At 61.9% G+C, this 12,322-nt stretch carries 11 protein-coding genes; 7 read left to right on the top strand and 4 right to left on the bottom strand.

Features of this window, described 5'->3' with window-relative positions; genetic code table 11:
- The first annotated feature begins 122 nt into the window (after nucleotides 1-122).
- Both ACQK2L_RS02485 and ACQK2L_RS02480 read left to right on the top strand, forming a co-directional pair.
- Entirely contained in the window at nucleotides 123-1,823 is a 1,701-nt protein-coding gene (locus ACQK2L_RS02485; protein WP_425395352.1) for a S41 family peptidase, read from the top strand.
- A 138-nt stretch (nucleotides 1,824-1,961) separates the two neighbouring features.
- Nucleotides 1,962-2,714: a hypothetical protein gene (locus ACQK2L_RS02480; protein WP_425395351.1), complete on the top strand. Its 753-nt coding sequence runs from the start codon at nucleotides 1,962-1,964 to the stop codon at nucleotides 2,712-2,714.
- Between the two features lie 13 nt (nucleotides 2,715-2,727).
- Here ACQK2L_RS02480 and hemP read toward each other — a convergent pair whose 3' ends face one another.
- Nucleotides 2,728-2,889 (bottom strand): hemin uptake protein HemP, encoded by a 162-nt coding sequence (gene hemP, locus ACQK2L_RS02475; protein WP_425395350.1) that lies wholly within the window; start codon nucleotides 2,887-2,889, stop codon nucleotides 2,728-2,730.
- On the bottom strand, nucleotides 2,882-3,607 hold the full coding sequence (locus ACQK2L_RS02470) for a tetratricopeptide repeat protein (protein ID WP_425395349.1): 726 nt from the start codon (nucleotides 3,605-3,607) through the stop codon (nucleotides 2,882-2,884). The genes hemP and ACQK2L_RS02470 overlap by 8 nt, the downstream gene beginning before the upstream one ends.
- Before the next feature lie 346 nt (nucleotides 3,608-3,953).
- Here ACQK2L_RS02470 and ACQK2L_RS02465 point away from each other — a divergent pair, with 346 nt between their 5' ends.
- The 4 genes from ACQK2L_RS02465 (at nucleotide 3,954) to ACQK2L_RS02450 (ending at nucleotide 8,670) form a co-directional block, all read left to right on the top strand.
- Nucleotides 3,954-4,721, top strand: a complete 768-nt coding sequence (locus tag ACQK2L_RS02465) for a PEP-CTERM sorting domain-containing protein (RefSeq protein ID WP_425395348.1) — start codon at nucleotides 3,954-3,956, stop codon at nucleotides 4,719-4,721.
- A 37-nt stretch (nucleotides 4,722-4,758) separates the two neighbouring features.
- Entirely contained in the window at nucleotides 4,759-6,021 is a 1,263-nt protein-coding gene (locus tag ACQK2L_RS02460) for a hypothetical protein (protein WP_425395347.1), read from the top strand.
- A gap of 2 nt (nucleotides 6,022-6,023) precedes the next feature.
- Nucleotides 6,024-6,938 (top strand): DUF1559 domain-containing protein, encoded by a 915-nt coding sequence (locus ACQK2L_RS02455; protein WP_425395346.1) that lies wholly within the window; start codon nucleotides 6,024-6,026, stop codon nucleotides 6,936-6,938.
- Nucleotides 6,939-7,005: 67 nt separating this feature from the next.
- Complete coding sequence (locus tag ACQK2L_RS02450; protein ID WP_425395345.1) at nucleotides 7,006-8,670, top strand: kelch repeat-containing protein; 1,665 nt, start codon at nucleotides 7,006-7,008, stop codon at nucleotides 8,668-8,670.
- A gap of 5 nt (nucleotides 8,671-8,675) precedes the next feature.
- Here ACQK2L_RS02450 and ACQK2L_RS02445 read toward each other — a convergent pair whose 3' ends face one another.
- Both ACQK2L_RS02445 and ACQK2L_RS02440 read right to left on the bottom strand, forming a co-directional pair.
- Entirely contained in the window at nucleotides 8,676-9,296 is a 621-nt protein-coding gene (locus ACQK2L_RS02445) for a hypothetical protein (protein ID WP_425395344.1), read from the bottom strand.
- A gap of 134 nt (nucleotides 9,297-9,430) precedes the next feature.
- Entirely contained in the window at nucleotides 9,431-9,820 is a 390-nt protein-coding gene (locus ACQK2L_RS02440) for a hypothetical protein (protein WP_425395343.1), read from the bottom strand.
- 323 nt (nucleotides 9,821-10,143) lie between these two features.
- On the opposite strand from ACQK2L_RS02440, the gene ACQK2L_RS02435 reads away from it, so the two are divergent.
- Nucleotides 10,144-12,288 (top strand): GH25 family lysozyme, encoded by a 2,145-nt coding sequence (locus ACQK2L_RS02435; RefSeq protein WP_425395342.1) that lies wholly within the window; start codon nucleotides 10,144-10,146, stop codon nucleotides 12,286-12,288.
- The last annotated feature ends 34 nt before the right edge of the window (nucleotides 12,289-12,322 follow it).

The raw sequence follows: 12,322 nt of genomic DNA, 5'->3' as shown, positions 1-12,322 counted from the left end.
TTGTGCCCCCGGGTTATGTCCCTAGCTCCGGTCTGGCAACCTGCCCCGCTCGGTTGGACTCGCTGTGGCCCCTTGGCCATCGCTGCCCAGCCATTCGCGATTAATAGACGGAACGAAACAGTATGCGTCAAACGCTTCCTAGCGCGATCACCCGACTCTTCGCCGCTCTGGTTGTAGGCCTCACAGTCCTTACAACCACGAGTGTGGTTCGGGCTCAGGGCGACTCGGTCGCCATTAGCAGCGAGGCGATGCCTCAAGCGATTTCCAAGCTCCTTACGCAAGGTAAGGAGTTGGAAGGACAACACCGTTGGGGCGACGCCCTGGCGCTGTATGAAGAAGCCGTGCGGAAGCACCCCGAAGACCGCAAGCTGGCCGAGCGATTCGGCATCGCCCGACTGCATTATGGTGTGGAGCGTCGCTACGTCGATCACAGTTTCCTCGACGCGGTGACGACGCTCGACGTGACGCAAGCCAACGACTTGTACGGCGAGTTGATGGGCAAGATCGAATCGCACTACGTGGATACTCCGCCGTGGAGCATGCTGGCGCAGCGCGGTGTGCAATCGGTCGACGTGGCGCTCACCAAGACCAACTTTCTGCGTCACAACGGAGTCAACGCCGACACGGCTACCATCCTGCAAGCACGCCGGGCGATTTACGGCCCGCTCCGCAATCGGCAAGTTACCACGCGAGAAGCAGCCATCGCCGTGGAGCAGCAAGTTGCACAGATTGCTTCGCAGCAACTCGGTTTGAGCCGCACGGCGATCGCCATGGAGTTCACCGCGGCAGCCGCTGGCAGCTTGGATCACTACTCGGCGTTCCTGTCGGGCGATCAACTGCGTGAGATCTACTCGCAGATCGAAGGCAACTTCGTCGGGCTGGGTGTCGAGCTAAAGGCCGCGGCCAGCGGCGGCTTGGAGATCGTAAGCGTGATTCCCAACAGCCCGGCCGAGCGTGCCAACATTCAGTCGGGCGACACGATCACCATGATCGATGGCAAGAACATCACCGCGATGACCACCGACGAAGCGGCAGGCATGTTGACCGGCGAAGAGGGCAGCTACGTCCGGGTGCATGTGGAGCCAGCCAAGACCAACGGTCTCGGTCGTCCGGCGTTCGACGCGGACGTGCGTCGCGAGCACGTGGATGTGCCAAGCCTGGAGGACGTGGAGATTGTCGACGCGTCGTACGGCGTGGCTTACGCTCGCGTGCCGGTGTTTCAGAAGACCACCAGCCGCGACCTGGAGCAGGCCCTGTGGGATCTGCACGCCAAGGGAATGCGGACGTTGGTGCTCGACCTGCGTGGCAACCCGGGTGGATTGCTGACCTCGAGCGTGGAATTGGCCGACAAGTTCGTGGCCCAGGGACGAATCGTCTCGACTCGCGGTCGCAGTGCCGGCGAGGACTTCGACTACCGGGCTCACCGGGCTGGCACCTGGCGGGTTCCGCTGGTGGTGCTGATTGACGATCAGAGCGCCAGTGCGAGCGAGATCTTCGCCGCGGCCATCCGCGACAACCGCCGGGGCACGGTAGTGGGCGAGCGGAGCTTCGGCAAAGGCTCGGTGCAGGGTATCTTTCCGCTTGGCTACGGCGGGGCCGGTATTCGCCTGACAACCGCCAAATTTTTCTCTCCTAACGGAAAGCCCATCAGCCAGGTCGGAGTGCAACCCGATATCGTCGTGCGACGGGCCAACGGCTTGCCGGAAGGAGCCCACGCGGCCGCCTACCGCGGCACCGATCAGGACACCGCCCTGAGCAAAGCCCTGGAAATCGCCCGCAGCCAGGTGGTCAAAAGCACCACGGCCGACAACTCGCACCGCTAAAACGTCGATAAATGGCAGCGGGCATCCGGGTGCCACGTTGACGGCGCGGGCGAATAGCCAGATACTGTTGGTTTCTCGCGGGGACAGGGTAATATCTGTTCGTCCCCACCTCCAGCCCTCAGCCAAAAGCTGCTTGCTATGCCAGCCGAAGACGACGACGACCTGTACGATGGCGACTACGAATTCGTTGACGACGACGAATACGAAGACGGCGAAGAGTACGAGTACGAGTACGAAGAGGAAGATGAGTACGAAGAAGAGGACGAGGCTGAGGTAGCCGAAGAGCCCGAGGAAGAGGAAGTGGTGGAGAAGAAGCCGAAGTCCAGGGCGAAGAAAGCCCCAGCGAAGAAGGCCCCCGCCAAGAAAGCTCCCGCGAAGAAGACTCCGGCCAAGGCGAAGACCGACACCAAGAAGGCTGCGCCAAAGAAGTCGAAGACCACCAAGGCCAAGGCGGCTAAGGAAGAGGCTGCGGACGAAAAGCCGGCGGAGACGAGCAAGAAGAAAGCTCCCGCCAAGAAGTCGACCCGCAGCACCAAGAAGCAGAAGGAGATCTTCGACGACGAGCCGCCAGTAGAAGAAGTCGCGGAGAAGGTCGAAGAGCCCGTGGAAAGCTCGAAGCCGGCCGACACGCCTGCAGAAGCACCGGCCGAGGCAGCCGAAGCGCCTGCGGAGGGCACGGAAGCGGACGAGTACGGTCGCACCGAGCCCGTGGCAAACTACGTGGTGCACGTGTACGAGTTCAAGGACTTCAAACGCACCATCGATCGGCAGTTCACGCCAGAAGATGCCGACGCATTCGCCACGGAATACAACCGCTGCAGCAAGAACTACGGCCGCTTCGCGGTGCCGGGCAAGGCGGACGTGGAGCCCGGCAAAGTGCTGGCGCAGTAGCGGTTTTTGCAGGTCACTTCTGCAGGATGAGTTTGTCGTTCTTGGTCACCAAGAGCCGATAGCTCTGGCCGGCGTGGACGATGATCACTTCGCGCGCGCCGTGGAGCAGTTCGGCAGACTCGATCTGCCGAGGGGTTTGCTCCGCTGGGTCGTTCGCCTCGGGTGCGTCAGTCATGATGGGAGCCTCCATCGGCGGTCGACTGCGGAACGAACGAAGCAAGCTGCGCCGCAAACGCCGCGGCCCTTGGCGAATCGCCATAGGCCATGGCGAGTTCGAGTAGTCGCCGCAAGCAGCCCTTGCAGCAGATGCCATCGAGCGCGGCCACCGGCAGTTGGCGCAGCTGGTGGTAGGCTTCGTCGCAGCGTCGTTGCTCGACCAGCTGCACCGCCAGCGCGGCCCGGTAACGCTCCACCGCCGGTGCCAGGTACACCGCTCGGCGCAATAGCGGGACCACGGCGTCGGCCGGTTGCCCCAAGTGCAACGAAGCCCGGCTGAGCAGGTACAGCTGCCAGTCGTCGTCGGGGGTGTGGTCGAGTGCTTGTCGGCAGAGTCGGGCAACGTCCTCCCAACGTCCCAGCCGACCCAAGCCGCGCTGCACCAGCGGCAGGAAGTCGTCGCCGGGTTCGCACCGCTCGGCCAGCGCAAGGTAGGCATCGCCGGCCAGCTCGTGGTGGTCTTCGTGCACCAGGCACTCGGCGTAGACGAACTGCGTGGCGCTATCCAGCGGCACGAGCAGCTGCGCCTGCTCGACGTCGCGAAGCGCCTCGGTCAGCCGCCCCAAGTGGTAGAGCAGCAAGGCCCGCACCTGGCGCAAGTGCCCGTCGTCGGGCGTTTGGGCAAGCTGGACTTCGAGTACATCGATGGCTCCACGGGTGAACCCCCGGCGGTGCATTTGGACTGCTCTGGAGCAGGTGGACGAATCCGCACAGGATTTTTCACACAGAAATATGAGTTTTTTGGGCGGCTCCATCAGGAAGTGCCTTGTTTTATAGGGTGCATTGGGATCTAAGGACCAGTTGACATGTGGTGAGCGGTCGTTATCTTATTGCTATTGAGACGCAGTCGCAATACCTAGCCAGCTAAGTGAATCGGATTCGCTCGCCAGCGACCGCACCCCTTGGTCCACCTGTCCGTGAGAGATCAGCTCTGCCTCGCGGATCCCGCCTTGGTTGGATGCTTAAGACGTTGAAGCTGTGATGACCTCCCCGTTTAGCAGAGCTCAGTTTTGGAGAAGTGTAATGAGTCGTTGTTTTGTTGCTGGCGTTGGTTTCTTACTGAGCGCGGTCGCCGCTGTTAATGTTGCTTCCGCAGCCTCGATCGGCTTCGTCGAAGATTTCCCCACCGATCACTCCTACTGGCTCAACTCGCCTGGCACCGGCGGGTCGGCGCTCGTCACCCATCAGGCATCGGGTGGTCCGGATGGCAGCAGCTATGCCTCGGGCACCTATAACTTCGTGAACAACGAGCCTGGTGTGGGGGGATCGGCGATCGTCTTTCGGGGTAAGGAAGTTGTGGAGGGAGAGCCTTCGACGCAGGCCAGCGGTGGCAATTTGTTCGGCAATTGGATTAACGATGAGATTTCCGATATCTCCATGATGGTCCGGCACGACGCCACCGACCCGATCACCGGCGCTCCGCTGGCGCTGAACTTCTTCGCCCGGCTTGCTACTCCGGCGAACCATCCCGCGGCCGTGATCATCAAGCCGGTTCCCGTCATCGCTGGGGAGTGGACGGAGCTTAGGTTCTCCGTTCGCCGCTTCCACAACCCCTTCTTGATTCTCGAAGGTCCACCAACCTTTCAATTCTACAACAGCGTGTTCAGCGACATCGGTCGCGTGCAGTTGGGCGTTTCGGTGCCGGATGCTCTGGGCCACGTCGACCAAGTGGTGACATTCGACATCGACAAGGTTCGCATGATTCCCGAACCGTCTACCATCGCCTTGTTGGGCGTCGGTCTCGTAGCGCTGGGTTTCGTGCGTCAACGGCGCGCCCGGCTGCAGTCGTAGTTTCACCACTCCCAGGATCATTCGTGGAGAATTGAAGATGTCACGACGGGTTTGGTGCCTTACTTGGTTAATGCAGTTGGGGATGGCTTCGGCCACCGCTGCGGCAACCAGCGCCTATTGGGACACCCCGCAACTCGACCGCTGGATTCACCAGGGCGAGTCGAGCCAAGGGTTCAAAGACTCGATGTCGACCTTCGCCTCACTTGGGGTGGGGGGCACACAATCGGGTGGGCCGCTGCAGTCGCGCAGCGGTGTGTTCGCGCTGGCGTTCGACACCTCGTTGCCGGAGGTCGCGATTCCGCAAGTCGCCCCTGGCCAGTACCAGATCGACTCGATTCGCTTCACGGCGCAGTTGATCGACAACGGCGCCGAGGTTTACTACGACCCGACGCGTGACTACGTCGACCAGATCACCGGCGGCACGGACGACGCCGGCCGGCCGATCGAGTTGTACGGAGTAGGCTTCGGCAACGGCTACACGAAGTTCGGCTTCGGCCCGAACGATGCGCAGACGCCGGAGTTTGAAGAAGCGAGCCCCGCGACTAGTAGCGGTTCGTTTGCTTACAACATCTATCCGCTCGGCGAGCGCCCCGATGGTTCGCTGGGCAACGTGTTCAATAGCCCCGGCGGCGAAGGCATCTTCGTCGAGCAAGGCGGGGAGTACGAGCTGGTTGAGCTGACGACCCCCGCTTGGAACCCCGCGCCGTGGGCCATCGGTACGGTCGAGGGAGCCTCGGCGGGGCAGTTGCTTACCGGGATGCCGACCTTCGAGTTCGACATCGACCTCGACGTGCCGGGCGTGCGGGAGTACTTCCAGCAAGGTTTGTCCGAGGGGCAGGTGAGTGTGATGATCTCGTCGCTGCACGAAGTGAGCAGTGGCCACACCGGCGACGATGGCGACTTTCCCGCTTTCTATTCCAAGGACCATCCCGCGGTCTCCTTGGGCCTTCGCGACGCGGCGACACTCACCATCGAGTATTCGATTCTTGCGCTTGCCGGCGACTACGATGGCAACGGATTCGTCGACCAGCAGGATTACCTCGAGTGGAAGTCGAGCTTCGGCGCTAGCGTCGAAGCGTTCTCCGGAGCCGATGGCAATGGCGACGGACTTGTTGGCCTGGCCGATTTCTCCGTATGGCGAAACAACCTGGGGGCGGGCACACCGCCCGCCGGGGCAGTGGGCGCAGTTGCCGTGCCCGAGCCGTCGGGCGTGCAGCTGTGCGGGATTGTGGGACTTACCTTGGCGTTCTGCAGTTGGGTAAATTGGTTCGCCAAGCCGTCACTAAGATCAAGGAAATAGTCGTGCTCGCCAAACGAAAGATCGACGGATTTACGCTGGTGGAGCTGCTGGTGGTGATCGCCATCATCGGCATCCTGGTGGCCATCTTGTTGCCGGCCGTGCAGGCGGCGCGCGAGGCCGCGCGTCGGATGAGTTGCCAGAACAACTTGAAGCAGATCGGGTTGGCCACCGCGCTGTACGAATCGACCAATGGCCACTTGCCCCCGCCCAACACGGGGAGCACGTTCGAGCAAGCGGGCAGCACGTTTGTCATTCTGCTCCCGTTCCTCGAGCAATCCGCGGCTGCCGAGTTGTACGACGAGACCAAATCGGTAGTGGCCGAGCCGAACCTGCAGATCACTTCCAACACGTTGCCGGTTTACTTGTGCCCTTCGATGTTCCTCCCTCGCCCCAAGCCGGCGATCGATTGCGACGAAGTGCTAGCAGCCGGCAGCTACATGATTAGCACCAGAACCGAGTACGATGCCAACAAACTGGACGAGATGGACGGTGCGTTCGTCATGCCTCGATCCGACGGCTCCTATCGTTTGGGGATGCGGCGCATCACCGATGGGGCTTCGAATACCCTGCTGGCGGGTGAGACCAACTACCGCTTCGAGAAGTTCAAGTGGGATAACTGCGCCAAGCGGGTGGGCGATGTCCGCTGGGGCGATCACCAGTGGGCCGAGGGCTATTGGGCGCTTTCCTGGGGCCACATCGACTGGCAATACTACCGCGATTACCAGTTGGTATCGTACAATCAAACCGAGTGGTTTCAGAATCGGAGCCGCCGTGTTTTCGGAAGCGATCACAATGGGGGAGCACAATTTGTGCTGGTCGATGGATCGGTGCACTTCATCGCCGACACGATCGATTATGATACGTTGCATGCCCTAGTGACCCGCGCTGGGGGCGAGACGCCTCCGGTACTCGACTGACTTCGGCAAGCTACTCGCCTGCCAATCCCCTCCTGCCCGTTTACAATCTTCCTGTAGAGAACAGACTATGCTCACTCGTATCCTCCCGGTTGCCGTTATCGGATTGATGCTTGTTGCTTCTTCCTCGCACGCGCACTTCCCCTGGCTCTCCTCGGATGAGGAAGGTCGGGCGTTGTTGTTCTTCAACGAATCGCCGCATGCGATGGACTACCGCATGCCCGAAGTGGTTGGCAAAGCCGAGGTGCTGCTCAAGGCCAAAGGCGACGAGCCCCAGCAACTGGAGCTCGAAGCGGTAGAAACCAAGGAGTACGTTGGCCGCAAGAGTCAGCCCGATACCGTTTCGACCGGCGTGCTGACCACCACCTGTAACTACGGCAACTATCACGGCACGCTGCTCATCTACTACGTGAAGCACTACGCGGGCAACGTGACGCAAGCGGCGAAGCTCGAAGCCGACAAGGCGGCCAAGGGTTTTGCGATCGACGCACGACCTTCGCTCATCGACAAGGGCATCGCGATCACGGTGACCCGTGACGGCAAGCCAGTGGCCGACGCCAGTGTGATGGTCGCCACGCCCGACGGCGAGAACGCCGACAAGAAGACCGGCAAGGACGGTGTTGCCAAGTTCTACAACCTGGCGGAAGGCAAGCTCGGTTTCACCGTTGGTGTGACCGACAAGAAAGAGGGCGAGGTGGATGGCGAGAAGTACACCACCGTGTCGAATTACCTGACGCTCACGGTCGACACTTCGGCCAAAGCCACCGAAGAAGAGGAGTCGGACGAGAAGGAAAAGACCGCCAGCAAGGAGCCACCCGTGCCATCGGCCTTGAAGCCGCTACCCGAAGCGGTCACTAGTTTCGGCGCCGCCGTGGCTGACGACTACGTGTACGTTTACAGCGGTCACACCGGCAAGGCTCACGCTCACTCGAAGGAGCACTACTCGCGACGCTTTGTCCGCATGCCGCTGGCCGGTGGCGAGTGGCAGGAGCTGCCGATGCAGGATCCTGTGCAAGGTTTGGCTTTGGTGCCCCACGAAGGCCGCGTCTATCGCGTGGGTGGCGTGTTTTCGCACAACGCTCAGGGCGAGGACGAGGATATGCACTCGGTCGACAAAGTGGCCGTGTTCGACCCAGCCAGCAAAGAGTGGAGCGACCTGCCATCGATGCCCACCGCCCGCAGCTCGCACGACGCAGTGGTGATCGACGGGGTGCTGTACGTGGTGGGTGGCTGGAGCCTCGAAGGCACGCCCGACGGGGTGTGGAGCGAGACCGCGCTGAAGCTGAATCTCGAACACCCTGAAGAAGGCTGGCAGGAATTGCCGCAGCCGCCGTTCGTTCGCCGCGCGCTGGCTGCCTCGCACGTTGGCAACACGCTAGTCGTGATGGGCGGCATCGACGAAGCCGGCGCCATCAGCCGACAGGTCGACGCGCTCGATCTAGAATCCGGCGAGTGGCGCACCCTGCCCGAGCTACCCGGCGACGGCATGCAGGGCTTTGGCGTTTCGGCCTGGAATCACGAAGGCAAGCTTTACGTCAGCGGCAGCTCGGGCATCGTGTACACGCTGTCGGACGATCTCGACGAGTGGCAAGAAGTGGCCAAGCACGCCGACAAGCGTTTCTTCCACCGGTTGCTTCCGGCCGGCGAGGGCCGCCTGCTGATGATCGGCGGCGCGTCGATGAAGCGTCAATCGCACGTTGCCGACAGCGAGTGGGTGAAGCTCGACGCCGAGTAGCAACGCTACTTCATGCGGCCGGGTGTAAACACCAACGATGCGGTGAGGCCACAGGCCACGGCCACCGGTACGCAGAGGAACAGCAGCAGAGAAGGGCTACGGCGATGTTCGTGCCATCCCGCATGGATGCTACCGCTGCCATGGTCGCCCGGGGTCACACTCATCGGAGTCGTGCTGTTTGGACCAGGGCGAAAGAACCCGTCGCCGCACGGAACCAACTGGTCTTCGTTCAGATTGAACATCACCAACTGTAGCTGGTCGCTTTGATACCAGTTGCCCATGTCGGTGTCCTGAAAACAGAATTCCCCGTCCGGCGTTACCAGTACCTGCTGGGCGTCCATGGGAATCGATATCGGTGGCTGTAAGACCCGACCCGACTGCTTGTGGACCAACTGGCCGTCCGCGTTGACGGACAGTCGCCCATCGCGGGAGTAGACCTTCCCCGAATCGCCTTCAGAGAATTCAAAGAGTCCATCGCCGATGATGGCGATGTCGAGGTCTCGGCCCGTCTCGGTGAGCGTGCGATCGCCGCGCTGGCGGACCGCGTAGGCGGCTACGACCGCCAGCAACGTGATCGCGACCAGCAACGTACCAATTGAGAAACGGAAAAGACGTACGGGAACCATCCGTGGCAAAGCTCCAATCTACGTGGGATACCTACGTAACCTGTGGAGCCGTATTCTACGCAAGTTGCCGAAATGCGAGAACGTCAATCGCACGACCTACCGGCCCGATGCGAGTGCTGGCAGCGAGGCCCGGGCTACTGCGCGGCTTGAATCTGCCGCACGCCGACTTGCAGGCTGAGAATTACCAGCCACAAACTTGCGCCAAGGTCGGTGAGCCGGAACCAAGGCGGGGCGATCGGCACCCACAGCGTGGCCTGGTGCACCAGCGCGCCGAAGAACAGCCCGTACAGCAGCAGGTAGACGATCAGATTCGTGCTCATCGCCAAGAGCCGCAACTGCGGCGGCACCCGGTCGCGCACGGCGAGCGTGGAACCAAGCATCAGCACGGCCACGCCCAGCATGACCGGCACCATGGTAAAGAACTGCGCGGCGGTCACCAGCGAGAGGCCAACAACCAGCAACCACCCCACGGTGTTGTGCGGCAGTTGTTCGAGAAACGCGGGTAGAGAATCATTGCGGTCCATACGACCCATGCTGATTGAGCCCGATGCGACCGTAAAGCTCTCGCGTAGCAAGAAACGCGAATTTGCCGGAACGGTTGTACCGATTGTGCGGCAGTGGCAAGACGTGCTGAGTGCGACCACCTCGAACGCACATTTTGAGGGGATTCGAGTTGCCACGTACCGCTCGCGAGGCTTGCCGCAAGTGGCAAAGCGACGAGTTCCGTGCGCGTCTTTGCATAGTCCCGGCGTGATCGTCCAGGATAGAATCAAAGGTCACCCCGCAGTTCGGCAACTCAGTGAGAGGCAACCATAATCCAATGGGTTCGATGGCGGAAAGAGCTTCCGTGGGCAAACAGGCACCAGCGCGGTGCCTAGTAGTGCTAGTGCTGGTGATGGGACTGTTGGGCGCGGGCTCGGCCGCCGCTCAGGATCGCGTGCTGGGACTCGATGTGTCGCGGTGGCAGGGCACCATCAGCCAGACCACCTGGAACAACATCTACAACGTCGAGAACCGCCGGTTCGTGTTCATTCGATCGAGTCGCGGCGGCACCACCGGCGTGGACAAACGACAGGGCGGGTACCCGTCGAACGACAACGACGACTTCACTCTCTCGCAGCGGTACGACGATCCCTACTTCGCCCGCAACATCAACCGCGCGACGACCGCCGGGTTGCTGGCGGGGCCGTACCACTTCGCGCGGTTGGACGTGGTGGAGTCGACGCCGAATACAAATGGCATCGCCAACACGGGAACCGACGAGGCGAATCACTTTCTCGAGATGGCCGGCGCGTGGATGCGGCCGGGTTACTTGCTGCCGGTGTTCGATTTGGAAAGCGGGCAGAACGAACGGACCGCTACCGAGATCGCGCAATTTTCCATCGACTTCTCTGATCGAGTTTACCAGCAGACGGGCGTCCGCCCCGTGATGTACATCAACGGCAATTACTCCGTGCTGCTGCAAGGTGTTTCGCCTTCGCTTCGCCAGCAGGTGGTCGATTCGTTTCCCGTGTTGTGGGACGCCCGCTACGCCTACCAAAGCTCGCCCAATTCCGGCGAAGTGCAAACAGCCCACCCCAAGGATTCCTTCAACGGTTTTTATGGTCCATGGGACGACGGCGGCACCCAACACCCGTGGGCGTTCTGGCAGTACGCCAGCACCGGCCGGCTCAACAGCTTCAACAACGGCAACAGCAACCTAGATTTCAACGTGGCCCAAGGCGGTATGGAGTTCCTCAAAGACCACCTAGTGCCTGCGCTGTGGATGGACGACCAAAATGGCCAGTGGACCGATCTGGCCAACTGGAACAGCGGCACTCCGCCCACCGCGCCGGTGCAGGCTCCAGGACAGCTCGCGCCGGCTTCGCCAACCACGCTGCCGACCGTTCGACTACCAGCTGCCGACGATACGGTGATCCTCGACCGTCCCAACGCGGACATTACCGTGACGCTCGCCTCCGGCGCGCACACCATTCGCAAGCTGCAGGTGCACGAGTCGCTCGATATCACCGGCGGATCGCTCACGGTGGGCTACGTGCCTTCGGAGGATTCGACTCCCTACTCGGCCGAGTTCTACGCGCCGGTTACGCTCGCCGACGGAGCGAGCTTGAGCGTTCACACCCTTTTGGTCGACGCGACCGAGACATTTTCGATCGGCGGTACGCTTTCGTTCGACACCCTGATGCTCGCTCGCATCGCTAGCGAGGCGGCGACGGTCGACGTGCTGGGCGACATCGCTTTGAATCCTCTCGACGGCGCTGCGGCCGTGATCGAGGCGAGCGGCCTCGCCGGTCCGGCAGCGCAGCTGAACTTGGGCGGCGTCGACCGCACGCTGCACATCGGCAACGGTGCGGCCTTGGTCGATCTCTCCGTCGATGTGCCGATCGTAGGTGGCAACTTCACCAAAGACGGGCCGGGCGCACTGCGGCTCACTTCGGCGACACAATACGCCGGCGACATCGACGTTGCCCAAGGGACGCTGGTGCTGGACGACCTGATGGTCGACGACGAAGCCAACGTGCTATTGTCGGCCGGCGCGACGCTGCAACTCGACTTCGCCGGCACAACCACAGTCGCCTCGCTACTGATCGACGGATCGCCCGTCGCGGGTGGCACTTGGGGCGGCATTGGATCAGGCGCGGACAACACGACCACGCAACTCACCGGCGCTGGCCTATTGCTGGTGCCGCCAACAGGCGTGCCCGGCGACTTCAACGACGATGGCGTGGTGAACCTGGCCGACTACATCGTATGGCGCAACCAACTGGGCGCCGACGACTCGGTGCTACCACCCGGCAGCACCACCGACGGCTCCGGCATGGTCGATTCCGGCGACTACGACACCTGGAAGGCCAACTTCAACCCCACCGCAGCCAGCCTGGCCGCGCACTCGTCGCAGCAAGTGCCCGAACCACGGACTGTGCTGCTGGCGCTAATGCTTCTGCTGCCGCTCGCGACGCGGCGCTGGTCGCTCGCGATTTTCGGCGTATGAAGAACGGGTGAAGTAGTTTCCTCCCGGCTCGCGG

Source organism: Aeoliella sp. (genome assembly GCF_965227375.1).
Taxonomy (GTDB): domain Bacteria; phylum Planctomycetota; class Planctomycetia; order Pirellulales; family Lacipirellulaceae; genus Aeoliella.
The sequence above is the reverse complement of the archived record's forward strand: the minus strand, read 5'-3'. Positions and strand labels throughout refer to the sequence as shown.

Bases quoted from the DNA above. Each gene is read 5' to 3' on its own strand.
- ACQK2L_RS02445 (WP_425395344.1), bottom strand. From the start codon at position 9,296: ATGGTTCCCGTACGTCTTTTCCGTTTCTCAATTGGTACGTTGCTGGTC.
- ACQK2L_RS02460 (WP_425395347.1), top strand. From the start codon at position 4,759: ATGTCACGACGGGTTTGGTGCCTTACTTGGTTAATGCAGTTGGGGATG.
- ACQK2L_RS02485 (WP_425395352.1), top strand. From the start codon at position 123: ATGCGTCAAACGCTTCCTAGCGCGATCACCCGACTCTTCGCCGCTCTG.
- ACQK2L_RS02470 (WP_425395349.1), bottom strand. From the start codon at position 3,607: ATGCACCGCCGGGGGTTCACCCGTGGAGCCATCGATGTACTCGAAGTC.
- ACQK2L_RS02440 (WP_425395343.1), bottom strand. From the start codon at position 9,820: ATGGACCGCAATGATTCTCTACCCGCGTTTCTCGAACAACTGCCGCAC.
- ACQK2L_RS02480 (WP_425395351.1), top strand. From the start codon at position 1,962: ATGCCAGCCGAAGACGACGACGACCTGTACGATGGCGACTACGAATTC.
- hemP (WP_425395350.1), bottom strand. From the start codon at position 2,889: ATGACTGACGCACCCGAGGCGAACGACCCAGCGGAGCAAACCCCTCGG.
- ACQK2L_RS02450 (WP_425395345.1), top strand. From the start codon at position 7,006: ATGCTCACTCGTATCCTCCCGGTTGCCGTTATCGGATTGATGCTTGTT.
- ACQK2L_RS02465 (WP_425395348.1), top strand. From the start codon at position 3,954: ATGAGTCGTTGTTTTGTTGCTGGCGTTGGTTTCTTACTGAGCGCGGTC.